A 15,210-nucleotide genomic window follows, 5' to 3' on the forward strand; every position below is an offset into this window, starting at 1 on the left:
CCGCGGCCGTTCCTGGATCACCGCAGCACGCGCGACGAGCGTGGGCGCCTCTGCGCCCGGCCTGGACCCGTCCGCGCCGAGAGGACGTCGAATGGGAAGCCGATTCAGCAGCGGAAAGGGAAATCGCTTCAACGTGAAGCTCCCCGTGACCGAGGACCCGAACGGCAAGGAGACCGAGGCGCTGCACGTGAAGGAGATCGCCGAGAAGGACTACGAAACCGAGGTGGTCGCGACGGCGCTGCCGGTGGTGCTCGACTTCCACGGCGGCAAGGAGTCCAAGGCCTGCGAGACGCTCGCCCCCAGGTTCGCGGCGGTGGCGGAGCGTTACGCCGGGAAGGTCCGCTTCCTGAAGGTCAAGCGGGAGGCGAACCCGCGGCTCGCGGCGACGCTCGGCGTCACCGTCAGCCCGACGCTCGTCTTCCTCCAGGGCGGGAAGGAGAAGGGGGAGCGGTTGAGCGGCGAGGACATCCAGCGGACGGCGCTCAAGGCGCGCGTCGAGGCGATGCTGGGGACCTCGGCGGCGAAGTGACGGACGATCCGTCCGCCGTCTGCTTCGAGTCCCTCTGCAACGAAACCCGCGCACCATCGAGGTGAACCATGAGCTTCAAGGATCTGTCGAACAAGAGCGTCTCGCCGCACGTGGACACGCCGGCCCAGGCCGAGGCGAGGGCCCAGGCCGCCGCCGACCAGAAGACCAGGGCCGATGCCAAGGCCGCGAAGAACGCCACCCAGCGTGAGGCCAGGGCGCAGGAGGCCGCCGCGAAGCCGGCCCCCGCCGCGAACGAGGCGAAGGGCGGGCCGACGCGCACGTAGCGCGGCGAGCGCCTCGCCACCGCGAGGCGCGGCGCCTCGGGGCCGGCGGCTCTCGCGCTCGCGAGGGATCGGAGGCCTCGGCGCGCTTCGTCCCGGACGAGCGCGTCCGGAGCCCCGGGGCTCTCGTCGCCGCGAGCTACCCCTCCGCGACCCGCAAAGCTCCCGTCCGCTCCGGCGCGAGCGCGAGACCGGGCTGCACCGGCCCGTCGCGGCCGTCCGTGCGGAAGAACCCGACGAGCTCGCGGAGCGCCTCGGCCTGCGCCGCCATCTGCTCGGCGGTCGTGGCGAGCTCCTCCGCCGCGGAGGCGTTGCGCTGCGTCACCTGGTCCACCGAGGCCATCGCGCGGTTGATCTGTCCGACCGCCGAGGTCTGCTGGGTGGAGGCGGCCGCCACGTCCTGCACCAGCGCGGCCGTCCGCTGGATCGCGGGCACGAGGCGAGCGAGCCGCTCGCCCGAGCGCTCCGCCACCTCCAGGCTGGTCGTGGCCACCCCGCCGATCTCCTTCGCGGCCTTCTGGGCGCGCTCGGCGAGCTTGCGCACCTCGCTCGCGACCACGCTGAACCCCCTGCCGTGATCGCCGGCGCGGGCGGCCTCGATCGCGGCGTTCAGCGCGAGCAGGTTCGTCTGGTAGGCGATCTCCTCGACGACGCCGATCCGCTCGGCGATGGAGCGCATCGCCGCGACGCTGTCGCGCACCGCGTCGCCGCTCTCGCGGGCGTCGCGCGCGGCGTCGAGCGCCACCCGCTCCGTCTCGCGGCTCCCGTCAGCGTTCTGCGCGATGGACGCGCTCATCTCCTCGAGGCTCGCGGTCGTCTCCTCGACGGACGCCGCCTGCTCTCCCGTGCCGTGCGAGAGCGCCTGCGACGTCGCGGCGACCTGCCCGGAGGCCGCGAGCAGCCCGTCGGCGCCGGCGCGCAGCTGCCCGAGGACGCGCCCCAGGTTCTCGGTCATCCCCTGCATGGCGCGCTGGAGGTCCGCGATCTCGTCATCCGACCGCGGCGCGTGGCCCGCGGCGGCGTCGCTCGCGAGGTCGCCGTCCGCGACGCGCCGGGCGAGCCTCGAGAGCTCGACGACCGGCGTCGCGACGCGGCGGTGCAGCAGGAACGCGAGCGCCGCCCCGACGGCGAGCGCCGCCGCGAGCGCGGCGGTGAACAGCGCGCCGCGCCGGTGCGCCGTGTCTCGCGTCGCCGCGAGCGTCTCCTGGACCGCCGCCGCCTCGTCCGTGCGGAGCCGCTCCAGGCCCGCGACGGCCGCGGCGGACGCCGCCTTGAACGCCTTCGTCCGCTGCCCCGCCTCGAGCCACTCCTGGTCGGCGGTGGCGCGCACCATGCGCTCTCCGTCCTCGACGACGCCGCCGAACAGCCGCTTCGCCTCGGCGGAGGCGGCCGTCGCGCCGCCCGCCGCCTCGAACCGGGAGAGCGCCTTCCCGAAGCCGTCGCGCGCGGGGCCGAGGTCCGCGAGGTCCGAGGTGCCGGCCGCGGCCTGGCCGGCGAGGAGCTGGAGCGCGGTCCGCGCGAACAGCTCCAGCTCGCTCGCCGCGACGGCGCGCTCCACGGCGGCGGGGACGGCCGCGCCGAGCTGCGTGGCGGTGGCCTGGTTCGAGGCGAGCCCGAACGTGCCGAGCCCCGCGACGACGAACAGGAGCCCGGCGAAGGTGGCGGCGACGCGTCTGCCGAGGGTGAGTCGCAAGGCGTCCTCCCGTTCAGCGCGCGACCGGCAGGCCGTCCGCCTGCCAGCGCAGCATCCCGCCGTCGAGCCGCTTCACCTCGGTGCGCCCGAGCTGCCGGAGCAGGCGGGCGGCGATCGGCGCCTGGTGCCCGGCGTGATCGACGATGACGATGGCGCGGCCGGGCTCGACCTGCTTCAGGCGCGCCTCGATGTCGTCGAGCGGGATGCTCACGGCGCCGTCGAGGTGGAACGCGCCGAACTCCTGCGCGTCGCGGATGTCCATCGCGAACGGCGGGCGGCTCGACGCGAGCGCCGCCTGGAGCGCGGCGGGCGCGATCGCGGGGGCGTCGAACGCCCGCATGCGCTTCCCCGCCGTCGGTCGGCCGGACTTCCCCCAGCCCGGCAGCCCATCCCTGTACTCGGCGACGTTGGTGTACCCCGCGGCGGCCGCGGCCTTCGCCGCCACCACGGTCTTCGTGCAGTTCGGGCCGTTGCAGTAGAAGACCACGAGCCGCGCGCGGTCCTTCACGAGGCGCGGCAGCTCGGCCTCCACCGCGCGCGCGGGCACGAGCACCGCGCCCGGGATGCGCGACTCCGAGAACTCGACGCGGGTCCGCGCGTCGACGAGCGTGAAGTCCCAGCTCGCGGGGGCGCCCTTCATCCGGGCGGCGAGCGCCTCGGTGGAGATCACGCGGTGCTCCTCCGCGCGCGCACCGGAGGCGAGCGCGGCGAGGACGGCGGCGAGGATTGCGATGCGCATGGTGCGGCTCCGTGGGGAGGGGAGGCGGAACGAGGCGCCGCGGCCGTCCCTCGGGGCGGCCGCGGCGCGGGTGCGGCGAGGACGGCGAGGGCTACCGGACGAGCGGGCCGGCGAGCCCGAAGATCGTCTGGACCTGCGACGGCGAGTAGATCTTCTGGTTGGAGCTCGCGTTCCAGCCCATCATCGAGAAGCGCAGCACGTAGGCGTTGTAGCCGAGCGACACGAGGCCGCCGAGCGCCATGGAGGCGGTGTGGCCGGTGTGGCAGACGAGGATGAGCGGCGTGCCGTCGGTGGGAAGCTGCGCCAGGTTCTCCGAGCGGAAGAGCGCCGCGAGCGGCATGCTGATCGCGCCGGGGATGTGGCCGGCCGCGTAGTCGGTGGCCGGCCGGACGTCGATGACGAGCTGGTTCGCGCCGGCGTCGATCCGCGCCTTGAGGTCGGTGGCGAAGACGGTGCGGGCGCCGCCCGTGGCCGCGAAGAACTCGGCCAGGCGCGCGGCGGTGTTCGCGTAGATGCCGGGCGGGACGTCGAGCGGGCGGCCCGCGGACACGGAGGACGCGTACTCGCCCGCCCCCACCTCCTGGGCGAGCACGGGAGCGGCGAACGCGAGGGCGGCGAGGACGGCGACGAGCTTTCTCATGGGGTCGATCTCCTGGGCGCGGCTCGCCGCGACGGCGGGGATGAGCCGCGGTTCGCGCGGGAGTAGTGCACACGTCGCGTGTGGGTTGGAATGCGCGCCGGAGTGTTCATTTTCGGACGGTGAAAGACCCCGAAATCTGCGCAGCGTTAACGGGTTAACGGTTCGTTAACGTTAACGCGCGCAGCAGGAGCGGCGCCCGCGCGTGCTCGGGCGCGCTCACTCAGCGTGCAATCGGCGTAGAGGGCGCGGGGACGCGCCGGCCGCGCCTCAGCCCTCGTCGGGGAGGGCTCCCTTCTGCGCGGAGGACTCGGGCTGGCTCCAGCCCTCTTCCTCGCGGGGATCGATGTCCTCCCACCCCTCCGCGCGCTCGCTCCCGGGGCGGTCGCTCGCTCCGCGGCGCTGCTCCCGCTCGCGCTCCGGCTCCGGCTCCTGCCGGCTCGGAGTGGCCCTGTCGTTCTCCGGCGCCCCAGCCATCGCTCACCTCCGCGAGCCGGCGCTCCGACCGCCGCCGGCTCCTGCCTCGTCTCGGCGCGCCGCGAGGTTCGCGGGCGCGAGACCCGTCCGCCTCGGGATCTATCGCGGCGCCTGCGGCCGCACCCCGAAGATGCGGGAGAGCTCGAACGCCGGGGTCTCCTCGAGCTGGTCGTAGCGGCACTCGCGCGGCGAGCGGTCCGGACGCCAGCGCAGGAAGTGGGTCGCGTGCCGGAAGCGATCGCCCTGCAGGTGGTCGTAGGCGACCTCGCAGACGCGCTCCACCCGCAGCGGCTCCCAGGAGAGGTCCTTGCCGCGGTTCCAGCGGCTGCTCGCGCCAGGCATGCGCTGCGCGGGCTCGGCGTCCGCGTCGGCCCACTCCGCCCAGTCGCGCCAGGGGTGGCCCTCCATCGCGTTCTCGCGCAGGGGCGAGAGCTCCTCCACGAGCTCCTTGCGGCGCGCGGTGGTGAAGCTGCTGCAGATGCCGACGTGGTGCAGCTTGCCGGCCTCGTCGTAGAGCCCGAGCAGGAGCGAGCCCACCATCGTGCCGGGCCCGTTCTTGTGCCAGCGGAAGCCGGCCACCGCGCAGTCGGCGGTGCGCGCGTGCTTCACCTTCACCATCGCGCGGACGCCGGGCTGGTACGTCGAGTCGAGCCGCTTCGCGACGACGCCGTCGAGCCCGGCCCCCTCGAAGCGCGCGAACCAGTCCTGCGCCACGGCGCGATCCCGCGTGGCGGGCGTCAGGTGCACCTGGGGCGCCGCGCCGGCGAGGCGCTGCTCGAGCAGCGCGCGCCGCTCGGAGAGCGGGGACGCGCGCAGGTCGCGGTCGCCCAGGGCGAGCAGGTCGAACAGCACGATGCCCGCGGGGCTCTCCTGCGAGAGGAGCTTCACCCGGGACGCCGCGGGGTGGATGCGGAGGAGGAGCGCCTCGAAGTCGAGGCCCGCCGGGCCGGCGATGACGATCTCGCCGTCCACCACGCACCGCTCGGGGAGGCTCGCGAGGAGCGGCTCGGCGAGCTCGGGGAAGTACCGGTTCAGCGGCTTCAGCTCGCGGGACTGGAGGTACACCTCGGGACCGTCGCGAAAGACCAGCGCGCGGAAGCCGTCCCACTTCGGCTCGAAGAGCCAGCGGTCCCCCTCGGGCAGGCTCTCCGCGGCCTTCGCCAGCATCGGCTCGACGGGGGGCGCGATCGGATAGGCCATCGCGGGGAGATAACGCCATGGGCGTGGCGAAGCGCGAGCCGCTCGAGCAAGAACACCCGCCAGAGCCATGTCACCGCGCAAGAAAGAACACTTGCAGATCGCCGGACGGGAGGTCGCCATCTCCAATCCGGACAAGCTCTACTTCCGCGAGGCGGGCGTCACCAAGCTCGAGCTCGTGCAGTACTACCTGAGCGTGGCCGAGGGAGCGCTGCGCGGCGTGCGCGGCCGGCCGATGGCGCTGAAGCGCTACGTCGACGGGGCCGAGGGCGAGTTCTTCTTCCAGAAGCGCGCGCCGGAGTCGCGGCCGCCCTGGGTCGAGGTCGTCGAGCTCAGGTTCCCCTCGGGTCGCAGCGCCGAGGAGATCGTGGTCCGGGACGCGGCGCAGCTCGCCTGGGTGGTGAACCTGGGCTGCATCGACCTCAACCCGCATCCGGTGCGCGCCGCCGATCTCGAGCACCCCGACGAGCTGCGCGTGGACCTCGACCCGATGCCGGGCGTGGAGTGGGACCAGCTCCGGCGCGTCGCGCTGCTCGTGGACGAGGTGCTGCGCGAGCACGGCCTCGTGGGCTGGCCGAAGACGAGCGGCTCGCGCGGCATCCACGTGAACGCGCGCCTCGAGCCGCGCTGGACCTTCACCGACGTTCGCCAGGCGGCGCTGGCGCTCGCCCGCGAGGTGGAGCGGCGCGCGCCGGAGCTCGCGACGAGCAAGTGGTGGAAGGAGGAACGGCACGGCGTCTTCATCGACTACAACCAGAACGCGAAGGACCGCACCGTCGCCTCCGCGTACTCGGTGCGGCCCACGGCCGACGCGCGGGTGTCCGCGCCCATCACCTGGGCCGAGCTGCCCGCCTGCGACCCGGCCGACTTCACGCTGCGCACGGTCCCGGCGCGCTTCGCGCGGCTCGGGGACGTGGGGGCCGGCATCGACGACGCGGCAGGCTCGCTCGAGTCGCTGCTCGAGCTCGCGGCGCGCCAGCGTGCGGAGGGCCTCGGCGACGCGCCGTGGCCGCCGCACTACGCGAAGGGGGCCGAGGAGCCCGCGCGCGTCGCGCCCTCCCGGCGCAAGGGGGCGCCGCGCCGCCCGAGCCATCCGCTCGCCGTCGTCGCGCGCGCGGCGAGGAAGGAGGACGCGCTCGAAGGTCTCGAGCGCTGGAAGGCGCGCCACCCGGAGGCCGCCGCGCGCCTCGCGCCCGAGGACGTGCTCGTGGACGCGATGCGCGGCCGGTACACGACCTGGACCCGCGTGCGCGTGAATCTGAGGAACGTGCCGGAGGGCGAGCGGCCTCGCGACGAGCCGCCCGACCCGGACTTCGACCAGGCGATGTGGGATCCGCGCCAGTGAGGCCCGGGCGATCCTCGCGAGCCGTGCCTAAGACGCGTCCTCGAGATCGCCCGCGCCCTGAGGCCGCGGTCGTCTCACCTGCCCGGGGCGAGCTCCCCCTTGCGGAGCGCGCCGGCCTGCGCCGAACCCCCCGCGCGGCGTCCGAGGCGCCGAGCGCACGGGCTCGCCTGGAGGTCCCCGTGCGCTCGTGCACGCCTTCACGCGTTCGTCACCTGCGGTCGCGTGCACTCCCGCCGGCGCGGCGCTACGCTCGCCCGTCGAGGCGCGAGGTCATCGCGGAGGACGGATGGAGAGCCCGGCGCACGCCGTGCCCAAGGAGGTGCTCACCCCGCGCACCGGCGCCGACGTGGCGCCGGCCGGCGGAGCCGCGGGCGTGGCCGCCGACGCCGCCGCGGCGGTCGCGCGCGAGCTCGCGGCCCCCACCGCCAAGCTCGACCCTGCGCTGCTCGTCAACCGCGAGCTCTCGCTCGTCGCGTTCCAGTGGCGCGTCTTCGACGAGGTCCGCGACCCCGCGAACCCGCTGCTCGAGCGGGTGCGCTTCCTCTCCATCGTGTCGTCGAACCTCGACGAGCTCTTCATGATCCGCGTCGCCGGCCTCGAGCAGCAGGTGGCCTCCGGGGTGACGGAGCCTTCGTCCGACGGGCTGACGCCGCTGCAGCAGCTCGCCGAGCTGCGCCGCGAGACCTTGCGGCTCAACCGCGAGCTCGGCGTGGCGTGGCAGGACGAGCTCCTGCCCGCCCTCGACGCGGCCGGCCTCCACGTCCTCGATCACTCCCAGCTCGACCCGAAGCAGGCCGCGTGGGCGCGCGCCTACTTCGACGAGATGGTGATGCCGGTCCTGACGCCGCTCGCCTTCGACCCCGGCCGTCCGTTCCCCCACATCTCGAACCTGAGCCTCAATCTCGCCGTGGTCGTGGAGGACGAGGGCGTCGCCCGGTTCGCCCGCATCAAGGTCCCGGACACGCTCCCGCGGCTCGTGCCGATCGGCCGATCCAGCGCGGGCTTCGACGCGTCGGGGACGGCCCGCCGGCACCACGCGTTCGTCTGGCTCGAGCAGCTCGTCGCCGCGCACGTGGACCGGCTGTTCCCCGGGGTGCGCGTCAAGAGCGTGCACCCGTTCCGCGTCACCCGCGACGCGGAGATGGAGCTGCAGGAGCTGGAGGCAGCGGACCTGCTCGCCTCGGTCGAGCACGGGGTGCGCGAGCGCCGCTTCGGCTCGGTGGTGCGGCTCGTCGTGACGCCCGGCATGCCCGAGCCCGTCCGCGACCTCCTCGTCCAGAACCTCGAGATCCAGCCGCGGAACGTGCACGTCCTCGAGGGGCCGCTGGGGCTGTCCGGTGTGGGCGCGCTCGCCGCCGTGGAGCGCAGCGATCTCAAGTTCCCGCCGCTGTCCCCCGCCGTCCCGCCCGCCTTCGCGCGAGGCGACGAGGACGTGTTCGCCGCGATCCGGCGCCGGGACGTGCTCATCCACCATCCGTTCGAGTCGTTCGGGCCCGTCGTCGAGTTCCTGAGGGCCGCCGCGCGGGATCCCGACGTGCTCGCCATCAAGATGACGCTGTACCGCGTCGGGCGGAACTCGCCGGTCGTGGAGGCGCTCCTCGAGGCGAACCAGAACCGCAAGCAGGTGGCGGTGCTCGTGGAGCTGAAGGCGCGCTTCGACGAGGAGAGCAACATCGGGTGGGCGCGGGCGCTCGAGGCCGACGGCGTCCACGTCATCTACGGGCTCCTCGGGCTGAAGACGCACTCCAAGATCGCGCTCGTCGTCCGGCGCGAGGGCGACCGGCTCGCGCGCTACGTCCACCTGTCCACCGGGAACTACAACGCGGTCACCGCCACCGCGTACACGGACCTCGGGCTCTTCACGGCGGACCCCGAGATCGGCGAGGACGCGACGCAGCTCTTCAACTACCTCACGGGCTACGCGCACCCGAAGGTGTTCCAGCGCCTGCTCGTCGCGCCGGTGAACCTGCGCGAGCGGCTCGTCGAGCTCATCGACCGCGAGATCGCCCACGCGCGCGCCGGCCGCGGCGGGCACCTCGTGTTCAAGGTGAACGCGCTCGCCGACGAGCAGATGGCGGAGCCGCTCGTCCGCGCGGCCCAGGCGGGCGTCAAGGTGGACCTGCTCGTGCGCGGGATCTGCTGCCTGCGCCCGGAGGTCCCGGGCTACACCGAGAACGTGCGCGTCACGAGCATCGTGGGGAGGTTCCTCGAGCACAGCCGGATCTTCTGGTTCCGCAACGCCGGGGCGGAGGAGGTCTACCTCGGCAGCGCAGATCTCATGCGCCGGAACCTGTCGAGGCGGGTCGAGGTGCTGTTCCCGGTCAGGGATCCCGCGCTCGTGCGCCACCTGCGCGACGGCGTGCTGTCCCTCTACCTCGCCGACAACTGCCGGACGCGCCGCATGCGGCCGGACGGTGAGTACGAGCGGCTCCGTCCGGCCGAGGGCGAGCCGCAGGTGGACGCGCAGGCGCGGCTGCTCGCCTCCCCGTCGGCCCCGGTCGCGCCGGACGCTCGCGACTGATGCGCCCGGCGCTGCGCGGCGCGGATCACTCACCCAGCGCGGCGCCGTCCACGGACTCCACGCGGATGTCCGCCACGCGCACTTCCCCCACGTCCGGCTCGAGCTCGCGCGCGAAGAGCTCGGCCGCCTCGCGATCATCCCAGGCCAGGACGTGACCGACGTGCTCTGCGCCTTCGGCGCCATACGAGCAGACGAAGACGGATTCGCGCAGCATGCGAGCTCCTCGGGCGAGAACGAGGCCCGGTTCTAATCCGCGTCGCTCCGGGCGCGCCAGCCCTCGAGGTGTCCGCGCCGACCGTCACGAGTTCGTCACGCGTCCGTCGCATCGTTGCCGTGCCAGCGGGCCGTCGGCCACGGGCGAGCGTGGGCTCCCCCGTTCTCGGAGCAACGATCGGGTCATCGCCCGGCCGGGTTCCCGTGCCGACCGCCGGCCGTGCTCCGCGCCGTCCGGCCATCGAGCGCCCCGCTCCGCCGATCGCAGCGAAGCGGCGCCGTGCCCGGCGTGAGACGGCCGAGGAGGTCGCGGCGCGCGCGGACCGCGTCGCGCGTGCGGGCCACCCGCGATGATCCTCTGCGATCGGCCGGCGCGCGTGATGTGTCGGGCTTATTCGCGAGGATCGCGCTACACTTCATAGATGAATCCCCCGCGCGCCAGCTTCGCCGTTCGAGCGCACGTCGTAGGCATCGAGCAGATCGAGAAGAATCGCTACGTCGTCACGGTCGACGGGCAGCGGTTCGCGAGCTTCTGCTCCGAGAGCCGCGCGCGGGCGGCGGGCCGGCTCGAGGCGCGGCGGCTCGACTTCGTCGCCCACGAGGCGTCGGGCTCGCGGCGGTAGCGCAAGGGCGCGCGAGGCGAGCGGGGGAGAGCGGGGACGCGCTCCCCTCGTTATGTCCGGGCGATGCCAGAGAGCGTCACCGAGCTCGAGGAGCACCGCGCGGCCGTCACCGGGCACTGCTACCGGATGCTGGGCTCGGCCGTGGACGCCGACGACGCGGTCCAGGAGACGATGGTCCGGGCGTGGAGAGGCCTCGAGCGCTTCGACGGGCGCTCCTCGCTGCGCACCTGGCTCTATCGCATCGCGACGAACGTCTGCCTCGACGCGCTCGCCGATCGCTCCCGGCGAGAGCGTCCCGTCGAGGAGGGTCCCGCCGGAACGGTGGACGACCCGCTCGTCGAGCACCCTCGCACGCACTGGCTCGAGCCGGTCCCCGACGCGCACGTCGTGCCGTCGGACGCCGGCCCGGCGGAGCGGGCGGTGCTCCGCCAGAGCATCCGGCTCGCGTTCGTGGCGGCGCTCCAGCACCTTCCCCCGAGGCAGCGCGCCGCGCTCCTGCTCACGGAGGTGCTCGGCTGGTCCGCCGCGGAGGTGGCCGAGAGCCTCGACACCTCGATCCCGGCGGTGAACAGCGCGCTGCAGCGGGCGCGCGCCACGCTCGCCGCGCGCGACCTCGGCGAGTCGAGCGGCTCGCTCTCCGCAGCGCAGTCCGCGCTGCTCGCTCGCTACGTCGAGGCATTCGAGCGCTACGACGTGAACGCGCTCACCGCGCTCCTGCACGAGGACGCGACCCTGTCCATGCCGCCCTACACGCTGTGGCTCCGCGGCCCGGCGGCGATCCGCGACTGGCTCCTCGGCCGGGGCTGTGGCTGCCGCGGGTCGCGACTCGTCCCGACGGCGGCCTCCGGCTCGCCCGCGTTCGCGCAGTACCGTCCCGCCGAGCACGGGGGCCACGAGGCGTGGGGGCTCATCGTGCTCGAGCTCGAGGGCGATCGCGTCTCTGCCTGGACCTCGTTCCTCGACACCGCGACGCTCTTCCCGAGGTTCGGGCTTCCGCTCGTGCTCCCTCCGTAGGAAGCGGCGCGGAAGGGCGGCTCGGTGCGGCGGGCGCTCGCCGGTAGCTTCGCGCACCGGCTCCTGCCCTGGCCGACGGCATGAAGGCCGATGTCTGCCGGAGGTGCCGATCGGGGTGCACCGATGAGTCGGCGGCGCGCACGCGGTCCAGGGATCAGACGACATCGGGGTCGAGCTCGACGCGACGCGCGACTCCGACGAACCCCTGGAGGCAGACATGGCAACGAGGCGTCCCCGCAAGCTCTTCGTGAACCTGGCCGTGCGCGACCTGGACCGCTCGAAGGAGTTCTTCACCAAGCTCGGCTTCGAGTTCGACCCGAGGTTCACGGACGAGAAGGCCACCTGCATGCTCGTCGGCGAGGACGCGTACGTGATGCTCCTCACCGAGCCGTTCTTCAAGACGTTCACGAAGAAGGGCCTCTGCGACACGCTCCTGCAGAACGAGGCGCTCTGCGCGCTCTCGTGCGAGAGCCGCGCCGAGGTGGACGAGCTCGTGAAGAAGGCGGTCGCGGCGGGAGGCAAGCACGCGATGGAGCCGCAGGATCACGGCTTCATGTACGGCTGGAGCTTCTACGACCCCGACGGCCACCACTGGGAAGTGCTGTGGATGGACCCCAAGGCGCTCGAGCGCTGAGGAAAGGACGGATGCGATGAAGGGAATCACCCCGTTCCTGTGGTTCGACGGTAAGGCCGAGGAGGCCGCGAGGTTCTACACGTCCGTCTTCAAGGGCTCGAAGCTCGGAGCGATCACGCGCTACGGAGAGGCAGGCCCCGGGCCCAAGGGGTCGGTGATGACCGCGACGTTCGAGGTCGCCGGGCAGGAGTTCATCGCCTTGAACGGCGAACCGATCTTCAAGTTCACGCCGGCCATCTCGTTCGTCGTGAACTGCGAGACGCAGCAGGAGGTAGACGAGTACTGGGAGAAGCTCTCCGCGGGCGGCTCGACGAACCAGTGCGGCTGGCTCACCGACAGGTACGGGGTGTCCTGGCAGATCGTGCCGACCGCGATGGAGCGGCTCATGTCGGACCCGGATCCGGCGAAGGCGAACCGCGTGATGAAGGCGATGCTCCAGATGACGAAGCTCGACATCGCGGGGTTGGAGCGGGCTTACCGGCAGGGATAGTCGAGCCCGGCTCACGCCGTTGCTCGGAGAGTGGGAGCTCTCCGAGCAACGGCGCACTCGAGCCCGAGCCGCACGAGCGCTGACTAACGGTGACGTGGCGGTGCGGCGTGAGGGCCCGCGGCGACACCGCCCCCGCGGTGCGGCGCGGGCGCGATACCGCGCGAGGGGAAGCTGCCGCCGGACGGGGGCGGGGCGGGGCGCGCACCGAAGTAGGGGCCGGGACGGCCACCGTACGAGGGCCAGACGCCGCGATGTGGCCCAGGCCCGTAGTGCCACTGCCCCGGGTACCGCCACCAGCCATGCCCGTACCAGCCGAAGCGCGCCGCGCCGTAGAACCCGAAGTACGGCCACGGTCCGAAGCCCCAGACCCACGGTGCGACGACCCATGACCAGCCGTATGACGGATAGTAAACGTACATGTACGGCGCGCCGTAACCGGAAGGCGGCACATAGGTGAAGGCGTCCGCGTACGGCATCCAGATCCAGCCGTACTGCGCCGTGTAGACCCATTGGCCTTCCGGAACCGAGGAGGGCGGCGGCGGAAGCTTCGACGGAGCGGGCGGAGGAGCCTCTTCGAGCGGGGCGGTCGGAGGAGAGGGCGATTCCTGCTCCGTCTGCAGGCCGGACTCACCAGCCTGCGCCAGCTCGGGGACCGTGGTGATGAGCGGACCCGCGCGTGCTGCGAGAACCGCGCCGTCGTCGTTCCCACCGGCGAGGCCAGGTAACAGCGCGAGCGCCGCACTGAAGACGACAGCTCGAGGGTGCTTCGTCATGACCTCCACCCGCCTGGAAGCATAGCGGGCAGCTCCCCTCGATGCAGTCTCGTTTGGCCGATGAGAGGGCGTCACCGCGGCGGGCGTGGGCCGCGAGACCCGTGGCCAAGTTGGCTGTTGCGGGCAGGGCGCGCGCTTCGCATCTCTCCGCTCCGGGAGGGCGTGCCATGCGGATCGGGATCATCGGCTCGGGGAACATCGGCGGGACGGCTGCGAGGCTGTTCACGGAGGCGGGCCACGAGGTGGCGCTCAGTCATGCGAGCGGTCCCCACTCGCTGCGCGACCAGGTCGCCGCGCTCGGACCGCGCGCGAGGGCGACGACCGTCGAGGAGGCGGCTGAGCTCGGCGAGGTCGTGCTCATCGCCATCCCATGGCGCAACCGGCGGGAGCTCCCCGCCGAGCGGCTGCGAGGCAAGATCGTCGTCGACGCGATGAACCCGTATCGCCCCGACTTCAAGCTCTACGAGCTGGGGGACTCGACGTCGAGCGAGGAGGTCGCGCGGGTCATCCCCGGCGCGCGGCTCGTCAAGGCGCTCAACCACCTGTACGCGAACGACCTCGCGACGCGTGGCAGGCGCGACCGTCCGCCCGAGGAGCGGGTCGCGCTGCTCATCGCCGGGGACGACCCGGACGCGAAGCGGGTGGTCGCGAACCTCGTCGAGGAGATGGGGTTCGCTCCGGTGGACACAGGCTCCCTCCGCTACGGCGGGCGCCTCCAGGAGCCGGGCAGCCCCCTCTATGGCCGCATCGTGTCCGGAACCGACGCCCAGGCGGCGCTCCGGCGGGGAGACGAGGCGCGCAGCGGGAGCAGATCGGGAGCCGCGCGGCAGCACTAGGTCTGGACTCGTCAGTGTCGCGGGAGCTGAGCACAGTGATCATGGAGACGGACCAGGAAGGAGACGCACGTGGTCCAGGCCGCCACGAAGTCATTCGCCAAGAGCATTCACGGCGTTCGCTATCAGGTGAAAGACGTCGCTCGCTCTGTAGCGTTCTATACGCAACATCTCGGGTTCGAGCTGGAGCACCAGCAGCTCCCCGCGTTTGCGAGCGTCTCTCTGGGTGACGCGCAGCTTCTGCTCAGCGGTCCAGGCGCGTCAGGCTCGCGGCCGATGCCGAATGGGCAGCAGCAGGAGCCGGGCGGCTGGAACCGGGTAGTGCTGAAGGTCGCGGATCTTCCCGGATTCATCACTGAACTGAAGAAAGCAGGGGTTCACTTTCGCAACGAGATGGAAACAGGCCCTGGCGGTCGACAAATCCAAATCGAGGACGCAGATGGGAATCCCATCGAGCTCTTCGAGCCTGCTCGATGATGCCGCGCGCGATCGTGATCAGCGGAGCGGTCGGAGCGCTCGGGACCGCTCTCTGTCGCTACCTCGTGGAGCGCGGGTACCGGGTGGCCGGCGTCGGGCTCGCCCGTCACGCGGAGCGCCTCCGCAAGCTCGAGCAGGAGCTCGGGGCGGGTTTCGCCGGCTTCCCGCTCCAGGAGGACTCGACCGCGGCCTGGGACGCGGCCCTCGGCGCGGTGAGCGCGCGCCTCGGCCCGATCTCCGGCGCGGCGCTGGTCGCGGGCGGCTGGCGCGGTGGCCGGCGCTTCCACGAGGAAGGCGACGAGGACACCTGGCGAAGCATGCTGGACGAGAACCTCGAGTCGGCCCAGCGGGCGCTTCGCGCGCTGCTGCCGCGGCTGGTCGCGCAGCGCGCGGGCAGCGTGGTCGTGATCGGGTCCCGCAACGTCGAGCGGCCGTGGTCGGGCGCCGGCGACGCCGCCTACACCGTCGCGAAGAGCGCCGTCGTCGCGCTCGCACGCGTGATCGCCGCGGAGGTCCTGGACGCCGGCGTTCGGGTGAACGCCGTCCTCCCCAGCACGATCGACACGGCCGCGAACCGCGGCGCGATGCCGGACGCCGACGCGTCGCGCTGGGTGGAGCCGGAGTCGGTCGCCGCGGTCATCGAGTTCTTGCTCTCGGACGCGGCACGGGACGTGAGCGGCGCGGTCGTGCCGGTCTACGGGCGCGCCTGAGAAGTCGACGAGCACGCCGCCGGG

17 protein-coding genes are annotated in these 15,210 nt (G+C 72.9%); 11 read left to right on the forward strand and 6 right to left on the reverse strand.

From position 1 onward, the window contains the following. Positions 1 to 91: 91 nt before the first annotated feature. Positions 92 to 529 carry a co-chaperone YbbN gene (locus MNZ29_RS00135; RefSeq protein WP_242352056.1) on the forward strand — a complete coding sequence of 146 codons (438 nt, stop codon included), beginning with the start codon at positions 92 to 94 and terminating at the stop codon, positions 527 to 529. 68 nt (positions 530 to 597) lie between these two features. Beyond that, positions 598 to 813 (forward strand): hypothetical protein, encoded by a 216-nt coding sequence (locus MNZ29_RS00140; RefSeq protein WP_242352057.1) that lies wholly within the window; start codon positions 598 to 600, stop codon positions 811 to 813. 136 nt (positions 814 to 949) lie between these two features. On the opposite strand, the gene MNZ29_RS00145 is transcribed toward MNZ29_RS00140, so the two are convergent. The 5 genes from MNZ29_RS00145 to MNZ29_RS00165 form a co-directional block, all read right to left on the reverse strand. After that, a complete protein-coding gene (locus MNZ29_RS00145) occupies positions 950 to 2,503 on the reverse strand; it encodes a methyl-accepting chemotaxis protein (RefSeq protein WP_242352058.1) in 1,554 nt (517 codons plus the stop codon). Positions 2,504 to 2,516: 13 nt separating this feature from the next. Further along, positions 2,517 to 3,242, reverse strand: a complete 726-nt coding sequence (locus tag MNZ29_RS00150; protein WP_242352059.1) for a rhodanese-like domain-containing protein — start codon at positions 3,240 to 3,242, stop codon at positions 2,517 to 2,519. 91 nt (positions 3,243 to 3,333) lie between these two features. Further along, positions 3,334 to 3,882, reverse strand: a complete 549-nt coding sequence (locus MNZ29_RS00155; RefSeq protein ID WP_242333239.1) for a rhodanese-like domain-containing protein — start codon at positions 3,880 to 3,882, stop codon at positions 3,334 to 3,336. A 267-nt stretch (positions 3,883 to 4,149) separates the two neighbouring features. After that, positions 4,150 to 4,356, reverse strand: a complete 207-nt coding sequence (locus MNZ29_RS00160) for a hypothetical protein (RefSeq protein ID WP_242352060.1) — start codon at positions 4,354 to 4,356, stop codon at positions 4,150 to 4,152. Positions 4,357 to 4,455: 99 nt separating this feature from the next. After that, positions 4,456 to 5,556 (reverse strand): ATP-dependent DNA ligase, encoded by a 1,101-nt coding sequence (locus MNZ29_RS00165; protein WP_242333243.1) that lies wholly within the window; start codon positions 5,554 to 5,556, stop codon positions 4,456 to 4,458. 91 nt (positions 5,557 to 5,647) lie between these two features. On the opposite strand from MNZ29_RS00165, the gene MNZ29_RS00170 reads away from it, so the two are divergent. Together MNZ29_RS00170 and ppk1 are read left to right on the forward strand one after the other, a co-directional pair. After that, positions 5,648 to 6,898 carry a DNA polymerase domain-containing protein gene (locus tag MNZ29_RS00170; RefSeq protein ID WP_242352061.1) on the forward strand — a complete coding sequence of 417 codons (1,251 nt, stop codon included), beginning with the start codon at positions 5,648 to 5,650 and terminating at the stop codon, positions 6,896 to 6,898. A 286-nt stretch (positions 6,899 to 7,184) separates the two neighbouring features. Next, on the forward strand, positions 7,185 to 9,419 hold the full coding sequence (ppk1, locus tag MNZ29_RS00175) for a polyphosphate kinase 1 (RefSeq protein WP_242333246.1): 2,235 nt from the start codon (positions 7,185 to 7,187) through the stop codon (positions 9,417 to 9,419). 25 nt (positions 9,420 to 9,444) lie between these two features. Here ppk1 and MNZ29_RS00180 read toward each other — a convergent pair whose 3' ends face one another. Further along, a complete protein-coding gene (locus MNZ29_RS00180) occupies positions 9,445 to 9,633 on the reverse strand; it encodes a hypothetical protein (RefSeq protein WP_242333248.1) in 189 nt (62 codons plus the stop codon). Between the two features lie 421 nt (positions 9,634 to 10,054). Here MNZ29_RS00180 and MNZ29_RS00185 point away from each other — a divergent pair, with 421 nt between their 5' ends. The 7 genes from MNZ29_RS00185 to MNZ29_RS00215 all read left to right on the forward strand — a co-directional run bounded on the left by MNZ29_RS00185 (position 10,055) and on the right by MNZ29_RS00215 (position 15,186). Next, positions 10,055 to 10,255: a hypothetical protein gene (locus MNZ29_RS00185; protein WP_242333250.1), complete on the forward strand. Its 201-nt coding sequence runs from the start codon at positions 10,055 to 10,057 to the stop codon at positions 10,253 to 10,255. A 63-nt stretch (positions 10,256 to 10,318) separates the two neighbouring features. Beyond that, positions 10,319 to 11,269, forward strand: coding sequence for a sigma-70 family RNA polymerase sigma factor (locus MNZ29_RS00190; RefSeq protein WP_242333252.1), 951 nt, complete (start codon positions 10,319 to 10,321; stop codon positions 11,267 to 11,269). A gap of 217 nt (positions 11,270 to 11,486) precedes the next feature. Continuing rightward, on the forward strand, positions 11,487 to 11,903 hold the full coding sequence (locus MNZ29_RS00195; protein ID WP_242333254.1) for a VOC family protein: 417 nt from the start codon (positions 11,487 to 11,489) through the stop codon (positions 11,901 to 11,903). 16 nt (positions 11,904 to 11,919) lie between these two features. Beyond that, positions 11,920 to 12,393 carry a VOC family protein gene (locus MNZ29_RS00200; protein WP_242333256.1) on the forward strand — a complete coding sequence of 158 codons (474 nt, stop codon included), beginning with the start codon at positions 11,920 to 11,922 and terminating at the stop codon, positions 12,391 to 12,393. 940 nt (positions 12,394 to 13,333) lie between these two features. Then, complete coding sequence (locus tag MNZ29_RS00205; protein WP_242352062.1) at positions 13,334 to 14,002, forward strand: NADPH-dependent F420 reductase; 669 nt, start codon at positions 13,334 to 13,336, stop codon at positions 14,000 to 14,002. Between the two features lie 69 nt (positions 14,003 to 14,071). After that, positions 14,072 to 14,476 (forward strand): VOC family protein, encoded by a 405-nt coding sequence (locus tag MNZ29_RS00210; RefSeq protein ID WP_242352063.1) that lies wholly within the window; start codon positions 14,072 to 14,074, stop codon positions 14,474 to 14,476. Beyond that, positions 14,476 to 15,186, forward strand: a complete 711-nt coding sequence (locus MNZ29_RS00215; protein ID WP_242352064.1) for an SDR family oxidoreductase — start codon at positions 14,476 to 14,478, stop codon at positions 15,184 to 15,186. The genes MNZ29_RS00210 and MNZ29_RS00215 overlap by 1 nt, the downstream gene beginning before the upstream one ends. The last annotated feature ends 24 nt before the right edge of the window (positions 15,187 to 15,210 follow it).

Origin of the sequence: Anaeromyxobacter sp. SG64 (assembly GCF_022690745.1) — a bacterium.
Taxonomy (GTDB): Bacteria; Myxococcota; Myxococcia; order Myxococcales; family Anaeromyxobacteraceae; genus Anaeromyxobacter; species Anaeromyxobacter soli.

Coding starts and splice junctions, on each gene's coding strand:
- ppk1 (WP_242333246.1), top strand. CDS start 7,185: ATGGAGAGCCCGGCGCACGCCGTGCCCAAGGAGGTGCTCACCCCGCGC.
- MNZ29_RS00185 (WP_242333250.1), top strand. CDS start 10,055: ATGAATCCCCCGCGCGCCAGCTTCGCCGTTCGAGCGCACGTCGTAGGC.
- MNZ29_RS00215 (WP_242352064.1), top strand. CDS start 14,476: ATGCCGCGCGCGATCGTGATCAGCGGAGCGGTCGGAGCGCTCGGGACC.
- MNZ29_RS00155 (WP_242333239.1), bottom strand. CDS start 3,882: ATGAGAAAGCTCGTCGCCGTCCTCGCCGCCCTCGCGTTCGCCGCTCCC.
- MNZ29_RS00180 (WP_242333248.1), bottom strand. CDS start 9,633: ATGCTGCGCGAATCCGTCTTCGTCTGCTCGTATGGCGCCGAAGGCGCA.
- MNZ29_RS00165 (WP_242333243.1), bottom strand. CDS start 5,556: ATGGCCTATCCGATCGCGCCCCCCGTCGAGCCGATGCTGGCGAAGGCC.
- MNZ29_RS00190 (WP_242333252.1), top strand. CDS start 10,319: ATGCCAGAGAGCGTCACCGAGCTCGAGGAGCACCGCGCGGCCGTCACC.
- MNZ29_RS00160 (WP_242352060.1), bottom strand. CDS start 4,356: ATGGCTGGGGCGCCGGAGAACGACAGGGCCACTCCGAGCCGGCAGGAG.
- MNZ29_RS00195 (WP_242333254.1), top strand. CDS start 11,487: ATGGCAACGAGGCGTCCCCGCAAGCTCTTCGTGAACCTGGCCGTGCGC.
- MNZ29_RS00140 (WP_242352057.1), top strand. CDS start 598: ATGAGCTTCAAGGATCTGTCGAACAAGAGCGTCTCGCCGCACGTGGAC.
- MNZ29_RS00150 (WP_242352059.1), bottom strand. CDS start 3,242: ATGCGCATCGCAATCCTCGCCGCCGTCCTCGCCGCGCTCGCCTCCGGT.
- MNZ29_RS00135 (WP_242352056.1), top strand. CDS start 92: ATGGGAAGCCGATTCAGCAGCGGAAAGGGAAATCGCTTCAACGTGAAG.
- MNZ29_RS00200 (WP_242333256.1), top strand. CDS start 11,920: ATGAAGGGAATCACCCCGTTCCTGTGGTTCGACGGTAAGGCCGAGGAG.
- MNZ29_RS00205 (WP_242352062.1), top strand. CDS start 13,334: ATGCGGATCGGGATCATCGGCTCGGGGAACATCGGCGGGACGGCTGCG.